The organism is Streptomyces sp. NPDC025806, from assembly GCF_055558275.1.
Genome location: NZ_JBVHMU010000019.1, coordinates 73,246 through 99,639, shown reverse-complemented (window position 1 = coordinate 99,639; position 26,394 = coordinate 73,246). Strand labels below are relative to the sequence as shown.

Genomic DNA, 26,394 nt, shown 5'->3' with positions numbered 1-26,394 from the left:
TTTGAGACCCATCTCTCACTTTCGCCAAATCGGACATTCAGGCAGCAACCCGCCCTGAACTCCCGCTACTTTTCGCCCGATTCGAGCCCAAGATCCAGACTCTGACCAGGAAGGATGAGGTCCGGGTCGGAGCCGACCTCCTTCTTGTTGAGCTGGTACAACTCGGCCCACCCGCCGTCCACGTTCTGGGAGTCGGCGATGTCCCACAGGTTGTCGCCGGCCCGCACCGTGTACGCGTCGCCGTCGCGCCGGTCGTCACGGGAGGCGTGACGGCCCTCTCCGGTACGGGAGTCGGCGGTGTCGTCGGAGGCGGCGCCGCCCCGGTGGCGGCCCGCGCCGGAGTCCCCGGAGGCCGGGTCGGAGGCGGACGGAGAGGCGCCCGGCTTGCCGGGACCCGTCGACTCGTCCGGGGAAGTGGAGGCGTCGGAGCCGGACTTGTCCGATTCACCCTTCGCGTCACCTTCGTCCGACGTCGCGCCGTCCGAGGGCGAGGCACTGGCGCCGTCGCTCGGCTCGTCGCTCGCCTTGCCGTCGGACGCGTCACCCTTGGCGTTACCGGAGGTATCACCGGAGGCGTCATCTGACGGGATGTCCGAATTACCCCCGTCGTCGTGATTCTTCTCTCCGTCGTCGGTGTTCGCGTCCCCGCCGACACCGAGGAGCCCGCCCGACGAACCACCGAGGACCGGCGGCGGCGTGCTCGCCCCCGGGTCGACCTCGGCCGAGCTGTCGCTCTTGGAGAGGCCCGCCGTGATGGAACAGCTCGGCCAGGCGCCGGGCCCCTGGTCGTCGAGCACCTTCTCGGCGACGGATATCTGCTGCGAGCGGCTCGCCTGGTCCGCGCTCGGCGCGAAGTCGAGCCCGCCGTACTGCTCCCACATCTCCTGCGAGAACTGCAGTCCGCCGTAGTACCCGTTACCGGCGTCGAGACTCCACTGGCCGCCGCTCTCGCACTCGGCGAGCCGGTCCCAGGCCTGGGTGGTGGCGGCGCTCGCGTTGGACGCGGCGAGCAGCGGGATCGCGATGGCGCTGCCGGCGACACCGGCGGCGACGACGAGAGCAGGAGCCTGACGGGGGCGACGGTGACGACCGTTCCCGGAGAGCATGCGGATGCCTTTCGCGAGACTGATGCTGCGCCGCGACGGGTGTCGCGGATGCGACGGACGGTGCCGACGCGATGGGTTGTGAACGTAGCGGGACTCGAACGCTTGTCACAAGTCGATGCAGCGGAGATCACGTGAAAGTCACAGCTTTGACGACTCGTCAGTTTTGCCGCGGCCGAACGTCATGCGGTGGGCGGCGGAACATGGTGTCCGAAGGCCCCGCGGGCCACCGCGTCCCGGGCCGCGGCGAGCCGCTCCACCCCCTGAACCAGCAGCTCAGGAGGCAAGGTGAAAGGCAGTCGGACATGCCGCTCGAAGGCCCCGCCGACCCCGAAACGCGGCCCCGCCGCCACCGTCACACCATGGTCCGGGGCCACCGCCGCGAGCCGTGACGCGACCGGCTCCGGAAACCTCGCCCACAGCGTCAGACCGCCCGCAGGACACGGAACTTCGACCTCCGGAAGCCGCCTGCCGAGCTCCCGCACAAGCACCTCCCGCCGCGACCGCAACTCCCCCAGCGCGTCCGGCCGCCGCGTCCGGCCCTCGTCGAGCAGCACCGCCGCCGCGAGCTGCTCCAGCACCGGCGTACCCAGATCCGTCACCGGCCGGTTCCTGACCACCCGTTCGAGCAGCGCGGGCCGCGCCCGGATCCAGCCGATCCGCAGCCCGCCCCACACGCTCTTCGACACGGACCCGACACTGACCGCCTCCGGCACCCGCGCCGCCAGTGGCTCCGGACCCACCGCGTCCGGCGCACGGTCCAGCGCCAGATCCGCCATCGTCTCGTCGACCACCGTCAGACACCCCGGCCGCAGCTCCCGCCGCACCCCGGACGGCATGCACAGCCCCGTCGGATTGTGGAAGTCCGGCACCAGATACGCCAGCGCCGCATCGCGCGCCGCCGCCCGCACCTGCGGCACGTCCCACCCGGAAGGCGTCAGCGCGACCGGCACCAGCCGCGCCCGTGCCTCCGTGAACAGCCGGATGGCGTGCGGATACGTCGGATGGTCGATCAGCACCTTGTCGCGCGGCGCCACCAGCGTCCGGGTCAGCAGCGCCAGCGCGTGCTGCGCCCCGTTCGTGACCATGATCTGGCCCGGCGTCGTCGGCAGCCCGCGCCGCCCGTACCAGTCCGCGACCGCCGCCCGCAGCTCCCCCACGCCGTACGGGTCGTAGCCGTGCCGGCCGAAATGGTGTGGCAGCCGCCGCAGCGCGCTCGCGAACGCGGCGTGCAGGATCTCGACCGGCGCCGCCGGCGCCGCGACCGACAGGTCCACCGTCCCCGGACCGGTCCGCTCCGGCACCCGGCCCGACGCGTCGTCGGGCAGCCGCACCGTCGCCCTGGCCCGCGAACGCGTCGCCAGATACCCGTGCTCGGCCAGCGTCCGGTACGCGGCACCGACCGTCGTCCGGCTCACCGCCAGCGCCGCGGCCAGGTCCCGCTCGCTCGGCAGCGCCGCGCCCAGCGCGATCCGCCCGTCCAGGATCAGCAGCCGCAACCGGTCCGACAGCCGCCGGTGCCCGGGCCCCGGCCCCTCCCGCCACTCCCCGACCATCTGCGCCACCGCGTACGAACCGACCTTCATCGGGCCAGCGTAGGCAATCTGGCTATGGAATCCAGGACCAGATCCTCCGGAAGCTGACCTCCATGCCCGCACCGTCACCCCTCTCCGTCCGCTGTTCCCTCCGCGCACGCCCCGGCCGCCGCGTCCCCCAACTCCTCCTCGGCCTCGTCGGCTACGGCGCCGCCGTCATGCTGCTCGTACGCTCCGGACTCGGCGCCGCCGGCTGGAACGTGCTCACCGAGGGCACCTCCCTCACTCTCGGCCTCAGCTTCGGCTGGACCACGAACCTCATCTCCCTTCTCGTACTGCTCGCGTGGATCCCGCTGCGCGAGCGGCCGGGCCCCGGCACGCTCCTCAACATCGCGCTCGTCGGCTTCGCCGCCGACGCCACGGCCGCGCTGCTGCCCGACCCCCACGGCCTCGCCGCGCGGATCGCCTACCTGGTGTGCGGGCTCGTCGCGCTGGCCTTCTTCGACGCGCTCTACCTCGGCGCCCGGCTCGGACCGGGGCCGCGCGACGGCATCATGACCGGGCTCATCCGGCTGACCCGGCTGCCCGTCGCCGTCGTGCGCACCGGCATCGAGGTCACGGTCGCCGGCACCGGCTGGCTCCTGGGCGGAACGCTCGGCGCCGGCACCGTGGTCATCGCCCTGGGTCTGGGACCGCTCGTCGGCTGGTTCCTGCCGCGGGTGACGGTCCCGCTGCCCTGAACGCCGTACGCCACGCCGCCCCGAGAGCCAGCGCCGCCGCCACCAGCGCCCCGCTCACCCAGAACGGACCCGACTCCCCCGCCCCCGCGCCGAGGGCCGCCGCCGCGAGGAACGGACCCGCGGCGGCGCCCACGTTGAGGGACGCCGTCGCGTAGGCCCCCGCGAGCGTGGGCGCCGCCTCGGCCGCGTAGAGGACCCGCGTGATGAGGGTGCTGCCGACCCCGAAGGAGAGGACGCCCAGGACAAAGGCCAGCACGAGAACGACGGACGGACGGGAGGCGAGCAGCGCCGTCCCCGGCCAGCCCACGAGAAGAAGGGGACCGCCGACGGCGAGCACCCGACCGGGACTGCGGTCGGCGAGCCGGCCGGCCACCGTGACCCCCACCAGCGAACCGAGGCCGAACAGCACCAGCGTGACGGGGACCCAGAGAGCGCCGAGTCCGGCCGGGCCGGTCACGACGGGGGCGAGGAAGGTGAAGCTCGCGAAGGTCGCCGCGTTGACCAGCGCCGCGAGCAGCATCACGAACAGCAGCCGGGGCCTGCGCAGTTGGGCCAGCTCGGAGTCGAGCGGCACGGCGGGGGGCGGGGCCAGGGCCGGGAGGCCGCGCAGCACACCGAGCGCCGCCGGCACACAGAGCAGGGCGACGGCCCAGAACGTGGCCCGCCAGCCGAGCAGCGCGCCGAGCACCGCCCCGCCGGGCACCCCGACGACCGTGGCCAGAGTCGTACCCGACAGCAGGACGGCGAGCGCACGCCCCTTGCGGTCCGGCTCCACGAGCGCCGCCGCGGTCGTCAGGGCGACGGCGAGGAACCCGGCGTCGGCGAGCGCCGCGACCGCGCGGGTCACGAGCAGCACCCCGAAGTCCGTGGTGAGCGCGCCGACGGCGTGCGCCGCCGCGAACACGAGCAGCGAACCGAGCAGGACGGTACGGGGCGGCCGACGGCGGGTCAACACCGCCATGACCGGGGCGCCGACCGCCAGACCGGCCGCGAACGCGGTGGTCAGCAGCCCGGCGGTACCGACCGGGACGCCGAGACCGGCGGCGATGTCCGGCAGGAGTCCGGCGAGCATGAACTCCGAGGTCCCCATGGCGAAGACCGCCAGGGACAGCAGATAGAGAGGAAAGGGCATCGAGATGCTCCGGGTGAGGAGAGGGACGTGGACGTCTTCTCGTCACCGCGGTCAGCACCCGAGGGGGCGTGTCCTTACGCGATCACCGGTTCTCGGGGCTGACGGCGTGACCGACAGCCCCCGACCTGTCCGACTCGGGACTCGACATGTCCCCCACGCTACCGGGCCGGCTCCCGCCGGGGCATCCGGATTCTCACCGGGCCCGCCGGCTAGACGTCCCGGGGCTCGAAGGCGACCGGCAGAGTGCGCAGGCCCCGCATGATGAGCCCGCCGCGCCAGCGCAGTTCGGCCGGGTCGGCGGCCAGACGGAGGTCGGGCAGCCGGGTCAGGAGGGTGGCCAGCGCGGTCTGGCCCTCCAGGCGGGCGAGCGGTGCGCCCAGGCAGTAGTGGATGCCGTGCCCGTAGCCGAGGTGCTGGTTGTCGGTGCGGGACAGGTCGAGGGTGTCCGGTTCCGTGAACCGGGCCGGGTCGCGGTCGGCGGCGGCCAGCACGACGAGCACCGGGTCACCGGCCGCGATGTCCTGGCCGCCGATGCTGAGGGGCTCGGTGGCGAAGCGCCAGGTGGCCAGCTCCACCGGGCCGTCGAAGCGCAGCAGTTCCTCGACGCCGGTCTCCAGCAGACCCCGCTCCCCCGCCGCGATCGACTCCTGGAGGCGGGCGCGCTGCTCGGGGTGGGTCAGGAGCGCATACGTTCCATTACCGATCAGATTTACGGTCGTTTCGAAGCCGGCGAACAGCAGCACGAAACACATCGCCGCCGCCTCGTTCTCCGTGAGGTGCTCGCCGTGGTCGGAGGCGCGGATCAGGCCCGAGATCAGGTCGTCGGCGCCTTCGTCCAGAGCGGCGCGCTTGCGGTGGATGAGGTCGACCAGATAGGCGCGGATCTTCTTGACGGCCCGGGCGACCCCGCCCCGCGGTCCCCCGCCGTGCCGGATCATCATGCCCGCCCAGTCGCGGAAGTCGTCCTGGTCCTCGCGGGGGACGCCGAGGAGGTCGCAGATCGCGTAGATGGGGAGGGGGAAGGCGAAGTCGTGGATGAGGTCGGCCTCGCCCTTGGCCGCGAAGCGGTCGATGAGGTCGTCCGTCAGTTCCTGGACGCGCGGGGCGAACTCGGCCACGCGGCGCGGGGTGAAGGCCTTGGAGACGAGGCGGCGCAGGCGGGTGTGGTCCGGGGGGTCGATGTTGAGGAGGTGGGTCATCAGCTCGGCCTTGCGCTCGCCGGGGATGCCCGTCTTGCCCTTGGCGTGGGAGGGCTCGTCGTGGTGCTCCGGGTTCTTGCTGAGCCGCTGGTCGGCGAGGGCCTGGCGGGCGTCCGCGTACCGGGTGACCAGCCAGGCCTCGACCCCGCTGGGCAGGGTCGTGCGGTGCACGGGGGCGTGCTCGCGCAGCCAGGCGTAGGCGGGGTACGGGTCGCTCGCGAACTCCCAGGTGAAGAGTTCGGGCATCTCGGCGGGGGTGGGGCTCTGGGTCACCCTTCGACCGTATCCGGGAGTCCTTCGGCGGCGCGGACCGCGTCGCGGTAGGCGCGGGCGGCGGCGCGCAGGGCGGATTCGGGGTCGACGCCGTCGGCCTCGGCGCGCAGGGCGAGGGCGAGGAGTTCGTAGCCGACGCCGGTGCCGGTGGGCAGCGGCACGTCGAGTCCGGCGGTGCGGACGCGGGAGCCGAGTTTCGCGGCGAGAGCGAGGCCGGGCTGGCCGACGGGGACGCCGTCGGTGACGGAGGCGCGCTGCTTGGCCTCGCCCTTGCGGCGCAGCCAGATCTCCCGGACCTCCTCCGGCGTGGCCGCGCTCTCGTCGCCGAAGACGTGCGGGTGGCGGTGGATGAGCTTGGTGACGATGCCGCCGGCGACGTCGTCGATGGAGAAGGGCTCGTCGTCGCCGGTGGCCTCCTCGGCGATGCGGGCGTGGAAGACGACCTGGAGGAGGACGTCGCCGAGTTCCTCGCGGAGCTCCTCGCGGTCGTCGGTCTCGATGGCCTCGACGAGTTCGTAGGCCTCCTCGATGGCGTACTTGGCGAGGTCCTCGTGGGTGCGCAGCTTCGACCAGGGGCATTCGCGGCGGATGCGGTCCATGACCTGGACGAGGTCGAGGAGGCGGGCGCCGGGGAGGTCGTAGGAGCCGGGGAGCAGTTCGAGGGACGGCATCTGTTCGCGGCCGGAGCCGGCGAGGGTCGCGAGGCCGTCGGTGAGGCGGCGGTCGCCGTCGGCGGAGGCGAGGACGACGACGGTGCGGCCGCCGTCGGCGCACCGGTCGACGAGTTCGCGGGCGGTGACGGTGGTGAGCCGGGGCTCGACGCCGGCCTCCTTGAGGTACGGCAGCTGCGGGTGGCCGGGGTCGGCGCACAGCACCTCGTCGGCGGCGCGCAGCACCTGCCAGGCCTGCCAGGACAGGAGTCCGGGGGCGACGCGGTGGCTGGTGGTGAGCAGGACGATGCGGCCGGCGGTGCTGGTGGTGTCGTTCACGGTTCGAACGTAACGCAGGGCGCCGGTGTCCGGTCAGGCCGCCAGGGGCCGGCGGGCGGGGAGGGCGAGTCCGGCGCCGAGGAGGGAGCCCATGAGGAGGCCGACGCCGTGGTTGTTCGTCAGCAGGCACAGGACGAGGCCGGCGAGCGGGACGAGGGGTGCGGTCCGGCGCAGGAGGGGGTCGGTGCCGCGCAGGGCGTACCAGGTGGCGAGGGCGCCGACTAGGCCGCAGATCGCGACGGAGTCGCCTCCGCCGGTGGGGCTCCAGCCGGACATGCTGACGGCCTGCGCGGTGACTCCGCTCAGGACGAAGACCAGCAGCGTGCGGACGGGGCCGAAGTGCCGTTCGGCGACGGGGGCGACGGCCGCGAGGGCGGCCAGGTTGAACAGGAGCTGGAACCAGCCGGAGGACTGGACGAGCAGCGCGGTGCCGGCGCGCCACCAGTCGCCGTGCGGCCGGCGCTCCAGGGCGTCGATCAGGCCGGGGGCGGCGAGCTGGGCGATGCCGAGGGCCACCATCGCGGTGACGAGGAGTGCGGCGGCCCAGGGGAGGGGGCGCCGCCATGCCCTCAGCAGCGCCTGTGGCGGCGCGATGTCCCGGCCGTGCGGGGCGTCGCGGTCGCCGAGGGCCGCGATCGCCGCCAGGACCCGTACGCCGACCACGACGACGGCGGCCGCGCACGCGTAGAGCGCCACGCTGTGCAGATTCATGCGGGAAGCCTGTCAGAAGGGGTGCGGGTTCGTCGCCGGGTGCGGGCCGGTGGGGGCTGGTCGCGCAGTTCCCCGCGCCCCTGGAGATGCGCACTTCGTGCGCGATCTCCATAGGGCGCCTGTCCATCGGGGAAATGCGACCCGAAGGGTCTGCATTTCAGGGGCGCGGGGAACTGCGCGACCAGCCCCCACCGGGCCCGCACCCGAAATCCCGCCCCCGCGCGGCAGCGCTTACGCCGGCTGTGTCGCCGGCTGCTTGGTCACCTGGTTCAACCAGGGCACGCGGGCGTCGGTGGACTTGTTGCCCTTCGCGTCCCAGGTGCCGTAGCGGGGGTTGAGGGAGACACCCAGTTCCTTGGAGGCGTCGGCGAGGGCCTTGGCGAAGGCGGCCTGGCCCTGCGGGGTCTGCGGGTCGGCGCCGATCGCCTCGATGAGCTTGCCGGCCTCGACCTCGCTGCGCATGGCCTCGGTGAGCCGCTGCGGCGGGATGTTGAACTGCTGGAGGAACGCGGCCTTCAGCTGCTCGGAGCCGCCGACCTGCTTCTCGTACTCGGCGCGCTTGGCCTGGGTCTCGGCGCGGGTGACGGTGACGCCCGCGTCGGTGGCGGCGCGGTGCAGGACGCGGGTGCGCACCATCGCGTTGAGGGTGCTGCGGGTGAGGGGGCCGCTCTGGGCCACGGCCTGGCTGTACTGGGCGTCGCCGCGGGTGGCGGCCTGCTGGGCGTCGCGGACCTCGGTGACGCGGGCGTCCAGTTGGGAGACGGTGATGCGCTGGCCGCCGACGACGGCCGCGGCACCGGGGTGCGCCTCGTTCCCGCAGGCGGTGAGGAAGGGCGTCGCGGCGAGTGCGGCGGCGGACAGGACGAGCGCGGTGCGGCGGCTGTTGCGGCGGTGCAAGGTGGGCCTCCCTGCGAGCAGTTTGTGCTTCGGTGCACAAAGTCCGGCGTTGATCGATGTTAGGCAGTGACCGCTTGCTCGGCCACCTATTCGACAACGATTCGCCGGGAGTTGGGGCACTGAACTCCGCCCGGGCGGGTCAGCCGCGCACTTGTCCGAGCCATTGCAGGGTGCGGCGGACCTCGCCGGGGAACGGGTGGGCGGGCCCGTGGAGGTGCTCGGCGTCGTGCAGGAGGCGGACCAGGGTCTCCTGCGCGGCGCCCCGGTCGCCGACGGCGAGGAGCAACTGCCCGATGCGGCGGCGCACTTCGAGGGCGAGCCGCAGATCGGTCGTCGCGTACTGGTTCTCGTAGTACGGGAGGAGGGAGCGGTACTCGGCGAGGGCCGCGGCCGGTTCGCCGAGGGCTTCGAGGCACTGGGCGACCTCGTAGCGGAACTGGAGGGACTGGGGGTCGGCGTGACCGGCCTCGGCGGCGCGCTCGTCGGCGAGGCGGCGCAGTTCGGGCAGGGCGCGGCGGTACTGGCCGTCGTCCATGAGCGTGGCCGCGTACTGCTTGCGCAGGGTGCGGACGACGGGTGACTGCTCGCCGTGCTGGGCGGCCGCGGCGGGCAGGATCGCGCCGAGGATGTCGACGGCCTGGGTGATGCGGCCCTCGCCGAGCAGGCGCTTGACCTCGTCGACGGCGCGGGCGACGTCGGGGCGCTCGCCCTGGACGTCGGCGCCGGCCGGCCGGGGCGCGGGGGTGAGGGCGCGGTCGGGCCAGGGGGCGTGCGGGCGCAGGAAGGGGCGGGTGGGGTCGAGGGGGCGGCCGGTGGGGACGCCGCGGGGCGGGAGCAGCGGCAGCAGTTCCTCGTAGGTCTGCTGGGCGGAGGCGGGGCGGTGCTGCGGGTCCTTGGCGAGCAGGCGCAGGACGAGGCTCTCGAGCGCTTCGGGCACCTCGGGGCGCAGTTGGCGCAGGGGGGCCGGGGCTTCGTAGAGGTGGCGGTGGAGGATGCCGAGGGCGGTGGTGCCGGCGAACGGGACGTCGCCGCTGAGCAGTTCGTGGAGCAGGACGCCGAGGGCGTACAGGTCGGTGTACGGACCGACGGCGCCGCCCATGGCCTGCTCGGGGGCCATGTAGGCGGGGGTGCCGATGGGTGAGCCGGTGTGGGTGAGGCGGGTGGTGTCGGTGTCGAGGACGGAGGCGACGCCGAGGTCGAGGACGGTGAGGGTGCCGTCCTTCTTCACCATCACGTTGCGCGGCTTGAGGTCGCGGTGGACGATCGGCACGGCGTGCACGGCGGAGAGCACGGCGCACAGCTGCGCGGCGACGGACACGGCCCAGGGCCACGGGTAGGGCGCGTGCTCGGCGAGGTGGTCGGCGAGGTCGGAGCCGTCGATGTACTGCATGACGAGGTACAGGTCGCCGTCCTCGCTGCCCGCGTCGTGCACGGTGACGAGGCCGGGGTGGTCGACCTGGGCGGTGACGCGGGACTCGCGCAGGAAGCGGCGGCGCAGTTCCTCGGCCTCGGCGCCGGCGACGCGGTCGGGGCGGACGAGCTTGACGGCGACGCGGCGGTCGAGACGCTGGTCGTAGGCGGTCCAGACCTGGCCCATGCCGCCCTGGCCGATGAGCGTGGACAGTTCGTACCGGCCGGCGACGACGCGGCCGCCGGTCGTGGGCAGTACGGTCACCGGCCGCCGTCCTGCTTGCGCAGGTAGTCGCTCAGCTCGTCCAGTTCGGCGCGGACCTGGTCGATGCGGTGCGGCGGCTGGCCCTGCTCGGCCTGGGGCTGCTGCCGGGGCTGAGGCTGGATCGGCGGCGGCGTCGGGTGCGCGTGCTGCGGCGCGGGGTGCTGGGGTGCGGGGTGCTGGGGTGCGGCGCCGAGGGTCTGGTGCGTGGCGAAACCGGTCTGCGACATGCTCGGGTGGGTGTACGGGGGCTGCGGGGCCGGCTGCTGCTGCACAGGCTGCACGGGCGGATAGCCGTATCCGACGGTCTGGGCGGTGGGCGGGTACGGGGCCGGGAGCGGTGTCGCCTGCGCGCGGCGCACGTCGAAGACGACGAAGTACACGGCGGACGCGGCGCCGATGATCAGGATGGTCGCCAGGGCGACGTCGGTGCGCCGGTCCGCCTCGGGCAGCGAGCCGACGACCGCGAACAGGGCGAAGGTGACCGGCAGCGCGACGCTCGCGAGGACCCAGTCGAGGGTCCGCTTGCGCAGGTAGGCGATCCGGAACAGCGGGACCGAGGCGAGCAGTCCGCAGCTGAGGACGGACAGTGCGGCGAACAGCACGCGCAGGGCGACGACCCCGCCATCGGTGCGCGGGGGCGGTGCGGCGCCGGGCCCGTACATAACTGCTCCTGGATCGCTCGTGCTGCTTCGTACGACGAGCGTATCGGCCCCTTCGGACAACGTAACCCCGGTCTACCGAACCGTTGTCGGGGCCGCGCTTGCGGTGTCTGTCATTCCGGATCGGCGCCGCGCTCGCGGGACGGATCGCCGGACGGGTCGAGGGTGCCGTCGGTGAGGCCGTCGTGGAGGCCCTGGACGAGCTGTTCGCCCAGGCGGGCGGCCTGGCGCAGGGCGTCCTCGAAGGCGGCGAGGGCCTTGAACCGGGCGCCGTACCCGGCCTGTTCGGACCGGGGCAGGCGGGGCAGCTGGAGGCGGCGGACGTCGAGCCGGGTCGCGGTGGACGCGTAGCTGCTGGCCTGGCGGTTGTTGGCGGTGGAGCGCAGGAAGCCGGCGAGGAACCAGGGGTCGAGGGCGGCCGGGTCGGGGCGCAGCAGGGCGAGGCCGCGGCCGAGGGCGGCGCCCGCGGTGGCCTCGTCGACGACGCGGGCGGTGGCGCCGCCGCCGACGACGGGCACGACGACGTCGCCGGCCTCCAGGAGGACGGGGTCGTCGTCGCCGGTCTGGGTGCCGGAGGGGGCGGTGCCGGTGAGGACGTCGTGGTCGGTGAGCACGGGTACGCGCGCGGGGGCGGCGCCCGGGGTTCCTCCGGTGGCGGCGGTGCGCAGGGTGAGGGCGCCCGCGCGGGCGAGTTCGCCGATCGTGGTCTGCGGCCAGCGCACGGGGGCGGGAGCGGGGGCGCCGGGCTGCGGGGTGAGTTTCGTGGTGAGGCGGAGGGTGTCGGCGAGGTCGGCGCGCACGGTGCGCAGTTCGGCGGCGCCGCCGGTCCCGGCGGCGGGCGGGGGCAGGCGGCGGGCGGGGGTGAGGTCGACCTCGTCGTCGAGCAGTTCGATGACGGGGACGGAGCGGGCGAGGCCGGGGCGCTCGGGCAGTGTGCCGTCGCGGTCGAAGGCGCGCCAGGCGTCGAGGACGACGTCCTGGACGGCGGCCCAGGCCTGCTTCTCGCGCATGTCGCCCTCGGCGGTGCCGGTGGTGTCGACGAGGAGGAGCTCGGGGGCGGCGGGGGCGGCGGCCGTGGGGCGGCGCAGGACCCACAGGTGGAGCGGCACGTTGTTGGGCGGGACGGCGCCGGCGGGCAGGGCGATGACGGCGCGCAGGGCGCCGCGGCGCAGCAGGTCGGCGCGGATGCGGCGGCCCGAACGGCGGGAGGCGACGGCGGGGGGCATGAGCAGGACGGCGGAGCCGCCGTCCTTGAGGCGGGCCAACGCGTGCTGCACCCAGGCCAGTTCGGACTCCGTGCGGGCGGGCAGGCCGTACTCCCAGCGCGGGTCGTAGGCGAGCTCCTCGTGGCCCCAGCCGCGCTCGTTGAACGGCGGGTGGGCGAGGACGACGTCGGCGCGGACGTCGGCGAGGGCGTCGGCGCGCAGGGTGTCGGCGGCGGCGGTACGGACGGTGGGGGCGGCGTCGGGGGCCTCGCGGCCGTCGAGGGCGAGGCGCAGCGCGGTGAGGGCGGCGAGCTCGGGGGACGCGTCCTGGCCGTAGAGGCGGCGGGCGGGGCCGGTGCCGTGACCGCGGGCGGCGTGCAGGAGGGCGCCGGTGCCGCAGGCCGGGTCGAGCACGGTGCCGCCGCCGTCGGGGCTCGCGGGTCCGGCGAGGGCTGCCATGAGTGCGGCGGGGCCGGGCGGGGTCAGCGTGTACTGCCGGGGGTTGGCGTCGAGGTGGCGGCCGAGCAGGAAGGCGAAGGCGCGGCGGGCGCCGAGCTCGGCGGCGAGTTCGGCGGCGGCGCGCAGGAGGGGGACGGAGGGGCGCAGGTCGGCGGGGCGCGGGGTGGCGACGGCGCGCTCGGTGGCGTGGCCGAAGCGCGGGGTGAGGACGCCTTCGAGGGAGACGGAGAGCCCCTCGGCGAGGACCTGGTCGTCGGCCGTGGCGCTCAGGGCGAGCCATTCGGTGGGCCGGTCGTGGACGAGGAGGAGGGTGGCGCCGGCGTGCAGGAGTGCGGTGACGGGGCCCGCGGGGTGTCCGGCGAGCTGCTGCCAGACGCGCTCGCGGAGCGGGACCTCGGCGAGCTTGCCCTGGGCGCGGAGCCAGTCCTCGATCTCGGCGAGCGCGAAGGAGGGGCTGGTCTCGGTGCCGCCGACGGGCTTGGGGAAGTCGGCGTGGCGGCGCCGCCAGTTGCTGACCGCGGCGCGGCCGACCCCGGCCAGCCGGGCGATCCCGGCGGCCGTCACCTCTGTCGCGTTCTCCTGCACCGGGCTCGCTCCCCTCGTTCGCGCGCGCGGGTCCGGATGCCGCGTACGTGTGGAGCAGACCCTACCTACTTCCACGTAAGAAGCGCATTCACAGCCGTGTTCGCAAAGAAACCCGTGAACGCGGTTGACTCGGTTCACAAACGATGGTGTTCTTGACCCAGCCAACCGCCGGACGATCGGAAAGCCGGGGGGAGGTTGGCGTCTCTCATCACGGAGGAACCCATGTCCCAGACCCAGCAGCAGCCCCAGTACCCGCCGTTCCAGCAGCAGCCGCAGCGGACCGCGCGCAACGGCCTGGGGACGGCGGCGCTGATCCTCGGCGTCATCGGCGCCCTGTCCGGGCTGATCCCGATCATGTTCTGGCTGGCCGGCATCCTCGGCGTGATCGCCCTGATCCTGGGCCTGTCGGGCCGCGGCCGGGCCAAGCGCGGCGAGGCGACCAACAAGGGCGTGGCGCTGGCCGGCGCGCTCCTCGGCCTGGTGGCCCTGGGCCTGTCCGTCTTCGGCGCGTACACGACGTTCAAGGCGGTCGACGACGCGGTCGACGAGATCAACAAGTCGGTGTCGGACACCGGGGCCAAGGGCACGGACAAGGCCGGCAAGGACGACAAGGGTTCCGGCGCGAAGGACGACGCGCCCGCCAAGGGCAAGGCGCTCGACGCCGGTGACTCCGTCATCTACGACGACGACCTGACCATCACGGTGTCGAACGCGGTGACGTGGAACCCGAGCGAGTACGCGGCGGGCCACACCAAGGGCAACCACGCCTACAAGGTGACCGTCACCGTCGAGAACAAGACGAAGGCGAAGTTCGACTCGAGCCTGCTGACCGCCGAGGCCCGCGCCGGCAAGGACGGCGTCGACGCGGAGCAGATCTTCGACGAGAAGGTCGGCACGGGCTTCAGCGGCTCGATCCTGCCCGGCAAGAAGGCCACGGTCGTCTACGGCTTCGACGCCCCGGCCGACGCGAAGAACCTGACGGTCGAGGTGTCCCCCAGCTTCGAGTACGACGCGACGCACTGGGACCTGAAGCTGTAACCGTCCCGGTCACCCGGGGGGGGAGGGTGCGGCGCGTGCTCGCTCGGAGCACGCGCCGCACCCATGCGGTGTGCCGGACGCTCAAAGCGTGTGCCGCACCCATGTCGTGTGCCGGACGCTCAAAGCGTGTGCCGCACCCATGTCGTGTGCCGGACGCTCAAAGCGTGTGCCGCACCCACACGTTGGGCTCGACGTACACGGCGTAGCCCCGCTCCGGTTCACAGTGCACGGGCACCAGCGCCCCCGGCACCTCGACCGGACCCGCCGCGTCGAACGGCAGCCCGGTCCACGCCCGCCACTCGTCAGTCGACGCGGACACGGTCATCGAGGCGGGCGCCACCTTCACGACCGTCCCGCCCGCGCGCACATGGACCCGCAGCCACGGATCGTGCGGCAGCCCGTCCGACTCCCGCACCCGGTACGCGTACTCGCTCATCGGCGCCGCCGGCTCCCGGTGCTTGGCGCTCGGCCGCACCGGAGCGACGACCTCACCGAAGCCCTTGGCCCGCGCGTTCTCCCGCATGGCCCCGAGCATGACCCCGGACAGTCCGCGCCCCTGCGCCTCGGGCACCACACTGATCTCGATGGCACTCACGGTGTCGGGCACGACCCCGTGCCGCCGGTCGGCGAACGCCCACTGCAGCACCCGGTCCCAGCCCCGATCGGGCAGCTCACCGTCGCGCCCCGCGCCGCGCAGCGCGAACGGCACGCTGAACCCCTTGGCCACCACGGCTCCCGCCGGGTCCGTCGCCACCAGCACGTACTCGGGCAGCTCGGCGGCGATCCGCCCCATGAACGACCAGGCGACGGCGTCGTGCTGCACGTACACCGGCCAGGTGTCCGCCATCCCCCACATCGCCTCCAGCAGCTCCGGCCGCTCGGCGAGCGTGGTGATCGTGAGGTCGTCCTGCACGGTCATGGTCGTGGGCCCTTCGAAGACAACGCCACCCGACGGTCGGACGACCGCCCGAAGGTAGCCGCGGCCCAGGGTGTCCGGCGACCGCTTTTCGCCGTCACGACCCCAGGATCGTCGTCAGGAACTCCCCCACCCACGCGAGCAGTTCGCGCCCGACCAACGGCTTGCCGCCCACCTTCGCCGTCTTCGGGCGCGGGACCAGGAGCTGGTGGGTGGCCGGCTTGATGACCGTGCCGGGGTAGAGGCGCTTGAGGCGGAGTTCCTGCGACTCGCGGAGTTCGACCGGGGCGAAGCGGATGTTGGTGCCCTGGAGGACGATCTCGCCGACGCCGCACGCCCGCGAGAACATGCGCAGGCCGGCGACGAGCAGCAGGTTCTCCACCGGCTCGGGGAGCTTGCCGTAGCGGTCGGTGAGTTCCTCGCGGACCTGGCGGACGTCGTCCTCCGTGTTCGCCGAGGCGATCGAGCGGTAGGCCTGGAGGCGCAGGCGCTCGCCGGGGGCGTAGTCGTGCGGGACGTGCGCGTCGACCGGGAGCTCGATCTTGACCTCCAGCGGCGGCTCCTCCTCGACGCCGCCCTCCAGGGAGGCGCGGTAGTCGGCGACGGCCTCGCCGACCATGCGGACGTAGAGGTCGAAGCCGACGCCCGCGATGTGGCCGGACTGCTCGCCGCCCAGGAGGTTGCCCGCGCCGCGGATCTCCAGGTCCTTCATCGCCACGTACATGCCCGCGCCCATCTCCGTGTGCTGGGCGATCGTGGCGAGCCGCTCGTGGGCCGTCTCGGTGAGGGGCTTCTCCGGCGGGTACAGGAAGTAGGCGTAGCCGCGCTCGCGGCCTCGGCCGACGCGACCGCGCAGCTGGTGGAGCTGGGAGAGGCCGAAGTTGTCGCCGCGCTCGACGATGAGCGTGTTGGCGTTCGAGATGTCGATGCCGGACTCGACGATCGTCGTCGAGACGAGGACGTCGAACTTCTTCTCCCAGAAGTCCACGACGACCTGCTCCAGGGCCTGTTCGGACATCTGGCCGTGGGCCGTCGCGATGCGCGCCTCGGGCACGATCTCGCGCAGCCGGGCGGCGGCGCGGTCGATCGACTCGACCCGGTTGTGGATGTAGAAGACCTGGCCCTCGCGCAGCAGTTCACGGCGCACGGCCGCGCCGATCTGCTTCTCCTCGTACGGGCCGACGAAGGTGAGGACCGGGTGGCGCTCCTCGGGCGGGGTGGTGATCGTGGACATCTCGCGGATGCCGGTGACCGCCATCTCCAGGGTGCGGGGGATGGGGGTCGCGGACATCGTCAGGACGTCGACGTTCGCGCGGAGCTTCTTCAGCTGCTCCTTGTGCTCGACGCCGAAGCGCTGCTCCTCGTCGACGATGACCAGGCCCAGGTCCTTGAACTTCGTCTCGGAGGAGAAGAGGCGGTGGGTGCCGATGACGACGTCGACGGAGCCCTCGCGCAGGCCCTCCATCGTCGCCTTCGACTCGGTCTCGGTCTGGAAGCGGCTGAGCGCCTTCACGTTCACGGGGAACTGGGCGTAGCGCTCGGAGAACGTGCCGAAGTGCTGCTGGACGAGGAGGGTCGTGGGCACGAGGACGGCGACCTGCTTGCCGTCCTGGACGGCCTTGAACGCGGCGCGGACCGCGATCTCCGTCTTGCCGTAGCCGACGTCGCCGCAGATCAGGCGGTCCATCGGGACCGTCTTCTCCATGTCGTCCTTGACCTCGGCGATCGTGGTCAGCTGGTCGGGCGTCTCCGCGTACGGGAACGCGTCCTCCAGCTCCCGCTGCCACGGCGTGTCCGCGCCGAAGGCGTGCCCGGGGGCCGCCATGCGGGCCGAGTACAGCTTGATGAGGTCGGCGGCGATCTCCTTGACGGCCTTCTTGGCGCGCGCCTTCGTCTTCGTCCAGTCGGCGCCGCCGAGCCGGTGCAGGGTCGGGGCCTCGCCGCCGACGTACTTGGTGATCTGCTCCAGCTGGTCGGTCGGGATGTAGAGGCGGTCGCCGGGCTGGCCGCGCTTGGCCGGGGCGTACTCGACGACGAGGTACTCGCGGGTGGCGCCCTGCACGGTGCGCTGGACCATCTCGATGTAGCGGCCGACGCCGTGCTGTTCGTGGACGATGTAGTCGCCGGACTCGAGGGTGAGCGGGTCGATGGTCTTGCGGCGCCGGGCGGGCATCCGCTGGCCGTCCTTGCCCGCGGCGCGCTGCCCGGTCAGGTCGGTCTCGGTGAGGACGGCGACCTTCAGCTCCGGGTGCACGAAGCCGTACTCGAGGCTGCCGCAGGCCACCTGGACGACGGACGGGGCGAGCGTGGTGAGGTCCTTGTCGAGGCGGGCGGGGACGCCCTCGCCGCCGAGCACCTCGACGGTGCGGGTCGCGGGGCCGTGCGCCTCGGTGACGAACACGGTGCGCCAGCCGTCGGCGAGCCAGCCCTTGGTGTCGGCCAGCGCCTTCGCGGTGTCCCCGCGGTACGTCTCCGGGGCGTGCAGGCCGAGCTGCAGCGTGTCCGCGTCGGCGGCCGAGGCGTCGGCGGCGAACGGCGACACCGACCACCACATCATGCCGAGCTCACGGGCCCGGTCGCGGACGTCGGCGATGGAGCGCAGCGAGGCCGCGCCCACGTCGATCGGGGCGTCGCCGCCGGTCGCGGACGCGGCCCAGGACGCCTGGAGGAACTCCTGCGAGGTCGCCACCAGGTCGGTGGCGCGGGTGCGGACCCGCTCGGGGTCGCAGACGACGGCCATCGCGTCCTTCGGCAGGACGTCGATCAGCAGCTCCATGTCGTCGACGAGGACGGGCGCGAGGGACTCCATGCCTTCGACGGCGATGCCCTCGGCGATCTTCCCGAGCAGTTCGCCGAGCTCCGGGTGCTGCTCGGCGAGCTCGGCGGCCCGGGCCCGTACGGACTCCGTCAGCAGCAGCTCGCGGCAGGGCGGGGCCCACAGGCCGTGCTCGGCGATCTCCAGGGAGCGCTGGTCGGCGACCTTGAAGTAGCGGATCTCCTCGACGTCGTCGCCCCAGAACTCGACGCGGAGCGGGTGCTCCTCGGTCGGCGGGAACACGTCGAGGATGCCGCCGCGGACCGCGAACTCGCCGCGCTTCTCGACGAGTTCGACGCGCGCGTACGCGGCGGCGGCGAGCGCCTCGACCGTGGCGTTCAGGTCGGCGCTCTGTCCGCTGCGCAGGGCGACGGGCTCCAGGTCACCGAGGCCCTTGACCTGCGGCTGGAGCACGGAGCGGATGGGGGCGACGACGACGGAGACCGGGCCGGTCTCGGGGTCGTCGGTGCTCGGGTGGGTGAGACGGCGCAGCACGGCCAGGCGCCGGCCGACGGTGTCGCTGCGCGGGCTGAGCCGCTCGTGCGGCAGCGTCTCCCAGGACGGGTACTCGGCGACCGTGTCGGGCGGCAGCAGCGAGCGCAGCGCGGCCGCGAGGTCCTCGGCCTCGCGGCCGGTGGCGGTCACGGCGAGGACGGGACGCCCCGCCTCGCGGGCCAGCGCGGCCACCGCGAAGGGGCGGGACGCGGGCGGGCCCACGAGGTCGACGTGCATGCGGTTGCCGTCACCGGCGGCCTTCACCGCTTCGGCGAGGGCCGCGTCCTTGACGACGGCGTCGAGCAGTCCGTGCAGGCTCATGGGGGCCTTGACCTTCCCGGTCCGGGGGTGGGCAACGCGAAAGGCCCGGCACGTCTTACGGGCCGGGGGTTCCAGAGTACGTCTCCGTGCCGGGGGGCGCGGTTTTTGCTGGTCGGGGCTGTGGAAAAGCCGCAGACGCGGCTGCCCGGTCGGGCGGCAGTCGCGTCTGCGGCTTTCGTCGTGGCTGGTCGCGCCCCGCGGCGGAGCCGCTGATGTCACAGCCCCGCGCCCCTTACGGGGCTTGATCTACTCCGTCGCGATCGCGTTCAGTACGTTCATCCGGCCTGCCCTGAAGGCCGGGATCAGGGCCGCGAAGAGGCCCACGAAGGCCGAGCCGATGAAGACCGCGATGATCGTCGGCCAGGGGATCTCCAGGACGCCGAGGCCCTCCAGGGCCAGGAGCTTCTGGGCCGTCGCGCCCCAGCCCATGCCCAGGCCGAGGCCGAGCAGGGCGCCGAAGAGGGCGATGACGACCGACTCCAGGCGGATCATGCGGCGCAGCTGGCGGCGGGAGAGGCCGATGGCGCGCATGAGGCCGATCTCGCGGGTCCGCTCGACGACCGACAGGGCCAGGGTGTTCACGACGCCGAGGATCGCCACGATGATCGCGAGGGCGAGGAGCCCGTAGATCATGTTGAGGAGCTGGCCGACCTGGTCCTTGAGGGTCTCCTTGTAGTCGGTCTGGTCCTTGACCTTGACGGTCGGGTCGGCGGCGACGGACGACTTCAGGGCCTTGTAGGCGGCGTCCTCCTTGCCGTCGGCGGCCTTGGCGAACATCATCCCGTTGAGCGGCACCCGGTCCTTGGGCAGGTACTGCTCGGCGGTGGCGACGTTGGTGTACATCGCGCCCTTGTCGAACGCGGTGTCGTCCGAGGTGATCGCCGCGATCCTCAGCTTGGCCGTGGAGCCGTGGTGGAAGGCGACGGTCATGGTGTCGCCGACCTTGAGGTGGTTGCGCTCGGCGAACTCGGAGCCGACCGACATCGCGTTCTTCCCGTACGCCGCCGCGAGTTCACCGGAGGTGGCCTCGCGCCGCAGATCCTCGGCGTAGCTGGGGCTGGCCGCGGAGAGCTCTTCCTCCTCCTTGACGCCGCCGGGGGTGGTGACGGTGGCCTTGACCCACTTGACCTCGGTGACGTGGGAGACGAGCCCGCCGTCGCGCACCTTCTTCAGGGCGTCGGCGGCCTGCGGCTTGATGCCGCCCTGGCCCTCGACGATGAAGTCGGCACCGACCGACTTGTCGAGCTGGTCGGTGGCCGAGGCGACCATCGAGGAGCCGACGACGGAGAGGCAGGCGACGAGCGCGAGGCCGATCATCAGGGCCGCGCCGGTGGCGCCGGTGCGGCGCGGGTTGCGCAGCGCGTTGCGCTCGGCCATGCGGCCGACGGGGCCGAAGAAGCGGAGCAGTACGGCGCTGATGACGCGGACCACGACGCCGGCGAGCAGCGGGCCGACGACCACGAAGCCGATGAGCGAGGCGACGATGCCGGCGCCGAGCCACAGCGAGCCCTGGCTCGCCTTGTCGGCCTGGGTGGCGAGGTAGAGGGCGAAACCGCCGCCGCCCGTGAGGAGCAGGCCGATGACGGCACGGACGAGGCCGGCCTTGGCGTCGGCGGGGGTGCCGGCGTCGCGCAGGGCGGCCATCGGGGAGACCTTGCCGGCCCGGCGGGCGGGCAGGTAGGCGGCGAGGACGGTGACGACGATGCCGAGGAGGAGGCCGACCGCGGGGGTCGTCCACTTCACGGTGAGGTCGTCGGTGGACAGGTCCATGCCGGCGGCGGACATGAGCTTCATGAGGCCGACGGCGAGGCCCACCCCGGCGCCGACGCCGACCACGGAGCCGACGACGCCGAGGAGCAGCGCCTCGACGAGGACGGAGCGGTTGACCTGCTTGCGGGAGGAGCCGATGGCGCGCATCAGGCCGATCTCGCGGGTGCGCTGGGCGACCAGCATCGAGAACGTGTTGATGATGAGGAAGATGCCGACGAGGAAGGCGATGCCGGCGAAGCCGAGGAGGGCGTACTTGATGACGTCCATGAAGGAGCCGACGTCGGAGGCGTTGGCGTCCGCGGTCTCCTGCTGGGTCCGGATCTTGTAGGTGCCGTTCCCGGAGAGTTCCGCGGCGACGTTCTTCTTGAGCCGGGTGTCGCTGACGCCGTCGGCGGCGGCGACGTTGATCTGCGTGAACTGCCCGGTCTTGCCGATGAGTTCGCGCTGGGCGGTGGCGGTGTCGAAGTAGACGACGGCCGCGCCCGGGTTGGTGACGGTGAAGGAGGCGACGCCGCTGATCTTCGCCTTGATGTCGCCGGAGACGGAGATCGTGCGCAGCTCGTCGCCGAGCTTGAGGTGGTGCTTCTTCGCGGTGTCGGCGTCGACCATGACCTCGGTGGGTCCGCGCGGGGCGTGGCCGGAGGTGATCTCCATGGAGCGGAGGTCGTTGTGGGTCCAGTTGCCGGCGATGGTCGGGGCGCCGTTCTCGGAGCCCATGTTCTTGTTGTCGGCGTTCACGACGGTCACGTTCATGGAACTGACCGCGCCCTCGGCCGACTTGACGCCGTCGGCCTGCTTCACGGTGGCGAGGAGGGACGCCGGGAGGGCCTCGGGCCGGCCGGTGTCGGAGCCCTCGGCCTCGGAGTCCTTGGGGCTGACGGTGACGTCGGAGGCGGTGGCCGTGAACAGCTTGTCGAAGGTCTTGTCCATCGTGTCGGTGAACACGAGGGTGCCGGTCACGAAGGCGACGGAGAGGAGGACGGCGACCGCGGAGAGGGCCATGCGGCCCTTGTGCGCGAAGAAGTTGCGCAGCGAGGTCTTCAGGACGGTGTTCGCGGCACTCATGACGTACGGCCCCGGGCGTCGAAGTCCTTCATGCGGTCGAGGACGGCGTCGGCGGTGGGCCGGAGCATCTCGTCGACGATGCGGCCGTCGGCCAGGTAGAGGACGCGGTCGGCGTAGGAGGCGGCGACCGGGTCGTGGGTGACCATGACGATGGTCTGGCCGAGCTCGTCGACGGAGCGGCGCAGGAAGCCGAGGACCTCGGCGCCGGCCCGCGAGTCGAGGTTTCCGGTGGGCTCGTCGCCGAAGATGATCTCGGGCCGGGCGGCGAGGGCGCGGGCCACGGCGACGCGCTGCTGCTGGCCGCCGGAGAGTTCGGTGGGCCGGTGCTTGAGGCGCTCGGCGAGGCCGACGGTCTGCACGACCCGGTCGAGCCACTGCCGGTCGGGCTTGCGGCCCGCGATGTCCATCGGCAGCGTGATGTTCTCCAGCGCGTTCAGCGTCGGCAGCAGGTTGAAGGCCTGGAAGATGAAGCCGATGCGGTCGCGCCGCAGCTGGGTCAGCTTCTTGTCCTTCAGGCCGGTGATCTCGGTGTCGTCGAGGTAGATCTGGCCCCCGGTGACGTTGTCGAGCCCGGCCAGGCAGTGCATGAGCGTGGACTTGCCGGAGCCGGACGGGCCCATGATCGCGGTGAACTGGCCGCGGGCGATGTCGACGTCGACGTGGTCGAGCGCGACGACGCGGGTCTCCCCGGTCCCGTACGCCTTGACGACCTGCCGCGCCCGCGCGGCGACGGCCGTCAGCCCTCCGGTGCCCCCGTGCCTGGGAATGGTCACAGCCGATGTCACGGTATGTCTCCTAAGTCGGTCACGCAGCGACGAGGTCGTGGGCCGGTGCGCGGTCGCGGATCTACGGGAAGTGCCAGGCCGTGTCCGGCCTTGCGGTGTGCGTTCAGTCTGGTCGGGCGGGGGTCCGGGCGCGCTGGTGGAAGTCACCCTCTTTCCCGGGGGAAAACCCCACCCCTCGACGGTAGGAAGAACCCCCGGCCCGCTCGTCCTCCAGGGGGACGAACCGTCCCCGGTCCGTTGTACGGAGCTCCCCCTAGGGGAGGTCCACCCTTCGGTGGAGCTCTACTCAGGGTCGCCTCCACCCGCTTAGGCTCCGCCGTGCAAGTAGGTGCAGGGGGAAAGGACTTCCGCAGGTGAACTCGTCCGTGGCCGAGGGGGCCTCTGATCGGCGGCGCGGCGCGGTCGTGGCCGCGCTGATGCTGTCGATGGCGCTGGCCGCGCTCGACTCCACCATCGTCTCCACCGCCGTTCCGCAGATCGTCGGGGATCTCGGCGGCTTCACCGTCTTCTCGTGGCTGTTCTCCGGCTATCTCCTCGCGGTGACGGTCACGCTGCCCGTCTACGGGAAGCTGTCCGACACCCTCGGCCGCAAGCCGGTGCTGATCGCGGGCAGCGTCCTGTTCCTGATCGGCTCGGTGCTGTGCGCGTCGGCCTGGGACATGGGTTCGCTGATCGCGTTCCGCGTCGTGCAGGGGCTGGGCGGCGGCGCCATCCAGGGCACGGTGCAGACGCTCGCCGCCGATCTGTACCCGCTGGAGGAACGCCCGAAGATCCAGGCGAAGCTGTCGACGGTCTGGGCCACTTCGTCGGTGCTCGGCCCGGCGCTCGGCGGCGCCCTCGCCTCCACGGCCGGCTGGCGCTGGATCTTCCTGATCAACGTGCCGATCGGCGCGGTCGCGCTGTTCTTCGTCGTACGTCATCTGCACGAGCCGCGCCGGGAGCGGCGGGAGCGCGCCTCGGTCGACTGGGCCGGCGCGCTGGCCGTGTTCGCGGCGGGCGGCGTCCTGCTGACCTGGCTGGTGCAGGGCGGCGTCGCCTGGGCCTGGGGCTCGGCCTCCTCGCTGGGCCTGCTCGCGGCCGGACTCGCCCTGGTCGGCGCCGTGTTCCTCATCGAGCGGCGGGCCGCCGAACCGATCCTGCCGGGCTGGGTGTGGCGCCGTCGCACCATCGCCGCGGTCAATCTGGCGCTCGGCGCGCTGGGCCTGCTGATGGTCGCCCCGACCACGTTCCTGCCCACGTACGCGCAGTCGGTGCTCGGCCTCTCGCCGGTCGCGGCCGGGTTCGTGCTGTCCGTGATGACGCTGAGCTGGCCGGTGTCGGCCGCGTTCAGCCAGCACGTGTACCGCAGGATCGGCTTCCGGAACACCGCGGCGCTCGGCATCACCGGCGCCCTCGCGGTCCTCCTCGTGTTCCCGTTCCTGCCCTACCCGGGCGCGGCCTGGCAGCCCGCGCTGCTCAGCCTGCTGCTCGGCGCCGCCCTCGGACTCTTCCAACTGCCGCTCATCGTGGGCGTGCAGTCCACGGTCGACTGGTCGGAGCGCGGCACGGCCACCGCCTCCGTCCTCTTCTATCGCCAGATCGGCCAGACCGTCGGCGCCGCGCTGTTCGGCGCCGTCGCCAACGGGGTGATCGCCGGGCGGCTCGGCGCGCACGCCGACCTCGACTCGGTGGCCCGGGACCCGGGCGCGGCCGGAGTGCGGCCGGCGATCGACGCGGCTGTCGACGCGGTCTACCTGGGCGCGGCGGGGGCCGCGGCGGTGGCGCTGCTGGTCCTGCTGACCCTGGCCCCGCGCCGCTTCCCGGTCCTGGACCGCCCGGCACCGGTACCGAACCACCAGAACCGCACACCGGAACCAACCGACTGAACCGAAGTGAACCGACCGACCGGACAGTTTGCGGAAAGACTCCCCAAGGCGAATACCTGCGAGTAACGTTCCGGCTCCCACTCCCTCCCTGCGGTCCGCCACCGTCCCCGGCGGACCCACGCCGCGCAAGGAGAACCGGGATGCCGCACCCTGCCCACGCCCACCGGTCGCACGCCTACCGGCTCCCCCGCCACCCCGATCTGCCGCCGCCCACCGGCCCCGCGCCCGAACTGCGGCTGCTGCGCACCGCGTACCGCCGGCAGCGCCGCGTGGCCACGCTCACCGCGCTCGGCTACTTCACGTCGTTCCTGCTGCTGTCCGCGTTCGCGCCCCCGTTCATGAACCGCTCCGCACACGGCGGCCTGTCCACGGGACTGCTCATCGGCCTGTGCCAACTGCCGGTCACCGGCCTCGCGTTGCTCCTCTACGAGCTCACGGCCCGGCGGCGCGTCGACCCGCTCGCCCACCGGCTGCGCCGCCGCGGCCGCGACGCGACGGGAGGCACCCCGCGATGAGCGACGTCTCCTCGGAGTCCATGGCCCTGGTCGCCTTCACCGCGGTCGCCACCATCACGCTGCTGCTCTGCGTCATGACCGGCCCCGACCGCGACGACCTGGAGGAGTTCTACACCGGCTTCGGGTCCCTGAGCCCGATGCGCAACGGCCTGGCGATCGCCGGCGACTACATCTCCGCGGCCAGCGTCCTCGGCACCGGCGGCGTCATCGCCCTGATGGGCCACGACGGCATCGTGCTGGCCCTCAGCACCGCGCTCTCCCTGATGCTGCTGATGTTCCTGCTGGCCGAACCCCTGCGCAACGCAGGCCGGTTCACGATGGGCGACGTGTTCGCCCGGCGCGCCCCGGGCCGCGCCGTCCGCATCACCGCCTGCGCCGCCACCCTCATCGCCCTGCTGCCCATCATGCTCGTCCAGCTCGCGGGCGCCGGCGACCTCATGGCCTTCCTGCTGGGCTTCACCAGCCAGAGCTTCCGCACCGGCTGCGTCCTCACCCTCGGCGCCCTGATGATCGGCTACGCGGCGATCGGCGGCATGAAGGGCACCGCCCTCATCCAGATCCTCAAGATCGTGATGCTGCTCGGCTCCGGCGCCGTGGTCGCCGCCCTCATCCTGCGCCGCTTCGACGGGGACCCCGGCGCGCTGCTCACCGCGGCGGCCCGGCGCAGCGAGGCCGGCCGCGCCTACCTCACCTCGGGCCTGCAGTTCTCCGGCGGCCCCAACCCCCGCCTGGACATGATCAGTTCGGAGCTGACCGTGGTCCTCGGCGGCGCCTGCCTCCCCCACGTCACCATGCGCATGTACACGGCGCGGCACGCGCGCGAGGTGCGCCGCTCGATGTCCTGGGCGGTCTCCTCGGTGGCCGTCTTCGTGCTGATCGTCTCGGTCGTCGGGGTCGGCGCCGCGGCCCTGGTCGGCCGGGACGCCATCGTCGCCGCCGACCCGCAGGGCAACACGGCGTATCTGCTGGGCGCGCGGGCGGCGTTCGGCCCGGCGATGACGGCGACCGAGTCGCTGCTCTTCACCGCCGTCACCACGGCCCTGTTCCTCACACTGCTCGCCTCGGTCGCGGGCATGATCCTGGCCTGCGCGAACACCCTCGCCCACGACGTCTTCGCCCACCGAGGCGAGGCACCCTCCCCGCGCCGGGAACTGAAACTGGCCCGCCTGTCGGCCCTCGCGGTCGGCGTCCCCGCGATCCTGCTCGCCACGGTCGTCCAGCACCGCAACCTGCAACCGCTGGTCACCCTGTCCTTCTGCCTGGGCGCCTCGGCCCTGGCCCCCGCCCTCGTCTACAGCCTCTTCTGGCGCCGCTACACCCGGGCGGGCCTGCTGTGGACCCTGCTGGGCGGCTCGGCGGCCTGCCTGGTCCTGATGACGGGCACGAACCTGGTCTCGGGCAGCCCGACCTCGATGTTCCCGGACCGGGACCTCAACTGGTTCCCCTTCACCACGACCGGCCTGGTCTCCATCCCGCTCGGCTTCCTCCTCGGCTGGCTGGGCACCGTACTGACCCGTCCCCGCGAACAACGTGAGCAGCAGGCGCGGTACGAGGCGGTGGAGGGCTGGATCCTGGCGGGCGCGCCGGTACCCCAGCCGCCCGGGCCGCACCGGGCCGGTGGTCGCGGCTAGGCGACCGCCGGCAGCG

General features: G+C 73.0%; 18 protein-coding genes and 1 pseudogene. 5 read left to right on the top strand and 14 right to left on the bottom strand.

The features are described from left to right. Positions 1–65: 65 nt before the first annotated feature. Together ACZ4E1_RS33145 and yczR are read right to left on the bottom strand one after the other, a co-directional pair. The gene (locus ACZ4E1_RS33145) at positions 66–1,106 is read right to left on the bottom strand and encodes a transglycosylase family protein (protein ID WP_467546495.1); all 1,041 of its coding nucleotides are present in this window, start codon (positions 1,104–1,106) and stop codon (positions 66–68) included. A gap of 179 nt (positions 1,107–1,285) precedes the next feature. Further along, the gene (yczR, locus tag ACZ4E1_RS33140) at positions 1,286–2,689 is read right to left on the bottom strand and encodes a MocR-like transcription factor YczR (RefSeq protein WP_467546493.1); all 1,404 of its coding nucleotides are present in this window, start codon (positions 2,687–2,689) and stop codon (positions 1,286–1,288) included. Positions 2,690–2,751: 62 nt separating this feature from the next. Between yczR and yczE the strand changes: the two genes are divergently transcribed. Beyond that, the gene (gene yczE, locus ACZ4E1_RS33135) at positions 2,752–3,378 is read left to right on the top strand and encodes a membrane protein YczE (protein ID WP_467546491.1); all 627 of its coding nucleotides are present in this window, start codon (positions 2,752–2,754) and stop codon (positions 3,376–3,378) included. Here the strand turns inward: yczE and ACZ4E1_RS33130 are convergent. The 8 genes from ACZ4E1_RS33130 to ACZ4E1_RS33095 all read right to left on the bottom strand — a co-directional run bounded on the left by ACZ4E1_RS33130 (position 3,311) and on the right by ACZ4E1_RS33095 (position 13,162). Further along, positions 3,311–4,510, bottom strand: coding sequence for a Cmx/CmrA family chloramphenicol efflux MFS transporter (locus ACZ4E1_RS33130; RefSeq protein ID WP_467546489.1), 1,200 nt, complete (start codon positions 4,508–4,510; stop codon positions 3,311–3,313). The two genes, yczE and ACZ4E1_RS33130, sit on opposite strands and share 68 nt — an antisense overlap. A gap of 209 nt (positions 4,511–4,719) precedes the next feature. Next, positions 4,720–5,955 (bottom strand): cytochrome P450 family protein, encoded by a 1,236-nt coding sequence (locus ACZ4E1_RS33125; RefSeq protein WP_467546592.1) that lies wholly within the window; start codon positions 5,953–5,955, stop codon positions 4,720–4,722. A gap of 23 nt (positions 5,956–5,978) precedes the next feature. Beyond that, positions 5,979–6,971 (bottom strand): nucleoside triphosphate pyrophosphohydrolase, encoded by a 993-nt coding sequence (locus ACZ4E1_RS33120; RefSeq protein WP_467546487.1) that lies wholly within the window; start codon positions 6,969–6,971, stop codon positions 5,979–5,981. A 33-nt stretch (positions 6,972–7,004) separates the two neighbouring features. Beyond that, on the bottom strand, positions 7,005–7,682 hold the full coding sequence (locus ACZ4E1_RS33115; protein WP_467546485.1) for a rhomboid family intramembrane serine protease: 678 nt from the start codon (positions 7,680–7,682) through the stop codon (positions 7,005–7,007). Positions 7,683–7,913: 231 nt separating this feature from the next. Further along, positions 7,914–8,579: a SurA N-terminal domain-containing protein gene (locus tag ACZ4E1_RS33110; RefSeq protein WP_467546483.1), complete on the bottom strand. Its 666-nt coding sequence runs from the start codon at positions 8,577–8,579 to the stop codon at positions 7,914–7,916. Between the two features lie 139 nt (positions 8,580–8,718). Continuing rightward, positions 8,719–10,245: a protein kinase domain-containing protein gene (locus ACZ4E1_RS33105; protein WP_467546590.1), complete on the bottom strand. Its 1,527-nt coding sequence runs from the start codon at positions 10,243–10,245 to the stop codon at positions 8,719–8,721. 5 nt (positions 10,246–10,250) lie between these two features. Next, on the bottom strand, positions 10,251–10,916 hold the full coding sequence (locus tag ACZ4E1_RS33100; RefSeq protein ID WP_467546481.1) for a hypothetical protein: 666 nt from the start codon (positions 10,914–10,916) through the stop codon (positions 10,251–10,253). A gap of 110 nt (positions 10,917–11,026) precedes the next feature. Further along, entirely contained in the window at positions 11,027–13,162 is a 2,136-nt protein-coding gene (locus ACZ4E1_RS33095) for an N-6 DNA methylase (RefSeq protein WP_467546479.1), read from the bottom strand. Positions 13,163–13,384: 222 nt separating this feature from the next. On the opposite strand from ACZ4E1_RS33095, the gene ACZ4E1_RS33090 reads away from it, so the two are divergent. Beyond that, positions 13,385–14,200 (top strand): DUF4352 domain-containing protein, encoded by an 816-nt coding sequence (locus tag ACZ4E1_RS33090; RefSeq protein WP_467546478.1) that lies wholly within the window; start codon positions 13,385–13,387, stop codon positions 14,198–14,200. Between the two features lie 157 nt (positions 14,201–14,357). Here the strand turns inward: ACZ4E1_RS33090 and ACZ4E1_RS33085 are convergent, their stop codons facing one another. From ACZ4E1_RS33085 to ACZ4E1_RS33070, 4 genes are all read right to left on the bottom strand, one after another. Then, positions 14,358–15,119 carry an N-acetyltransferase gene (locus tag ACZ4E1_RS33085; RefSeq protein ID WP_467546476.1) on the bottom strand — a complete coding sequence of 254 codons (762 nt, stop codon included), beginning with the start codon at positions 15,117–15,119 and terminating at the stop codon, positions 14,358–14,360. A gap of 94 nt (positions 15,120–15,213) precedes the next feature. Beyond that, the gene (gene mfd, locus ACZ4E1_RS33080; RefSeq protein WP_467546474.1) at positions 15,214–18,747 is read right to left on the bottom strand and encodes a transcription-repair coupling factor; all 3,534 of its coding nucleotides are present in this window, start codon (positions 18,745–18,747) and stop codon (positions 15,214–15,216) included. 246 nt (positions 18,748–18,993) lie between these two features. Then, positions 18,994–21,582, bottom strand: a complete 2,589-nt coding sequence (locus ACZ4E1_RS33075) for an ABC transporter permease (RefSeq protein ID WP_467546472.1) — start codon at positions 21,580–21,582, stop codon at positions 18,994–18,996. Next, positions 21,579–22,367 carry an ABC transporter ATP-binding protein gene (locus tag ACZ4E1_RS33070; RefSeq protein WP_399128696.1) on the bottom strand — a complete coding sequence of 263 codons (789 nt, stop codon included), beginning with the start codon at positions 22,365–22,367 and terminating at the stop codon, positions 21,579–21,581. The genes ACZ4E1_RS33075 and ACZ4E1_RS33070 overlap by 4 nt, the downstream gene beginning before the upstream one ends. A gap of 338 nt (positions 22,368–22,705) precedes the next feature. On the opposite strand from ACZ4E1_RS33070, the pseudogene ACZ4E1_RS33065 reads away from it, so the two are divergent. The 3 genes and pseudogenes from ACZ4E1_RS33065 to ACZ4E1_RS33055 all read left to right on the top strand — a co-directional run. Beyond that, positions 22,706–24,232: pseudogene (locus tag ACZ4E1_RS33065) on the top strand (MDR family MFS transporter); the annotation flags it as partial. Positions 24,233–24,372: 140 nt separating this feature from the next. After that, entirely contained in the window at positions 24,373–24,747 is a 375-nt protein-coding gene (locus ACZ4E1_RS33060) for a DUF485 domain-containing protein (RefSeq protein WP_467546470.1), read from the top strand. Then, the gene (locus tag ACZ4E1_RS33055) at positions 24,744–26,378 is read left to right on the top strand and encodes a sodium/solute symporter (RefSeq protein WP_467546468.1); all 1,635 of its coding nucleotides are present in this window, start codon (positions 24,744–24,746) and stop codon (positions 26,376–26,378) included. Before ACZ4E1_RS33060 ends, ACZ4E1_RS33055 begins: the two co-directional genes overlap by 4 nt. Positions 26,379–26,394 lie beyond the last annotated feature (16 nt).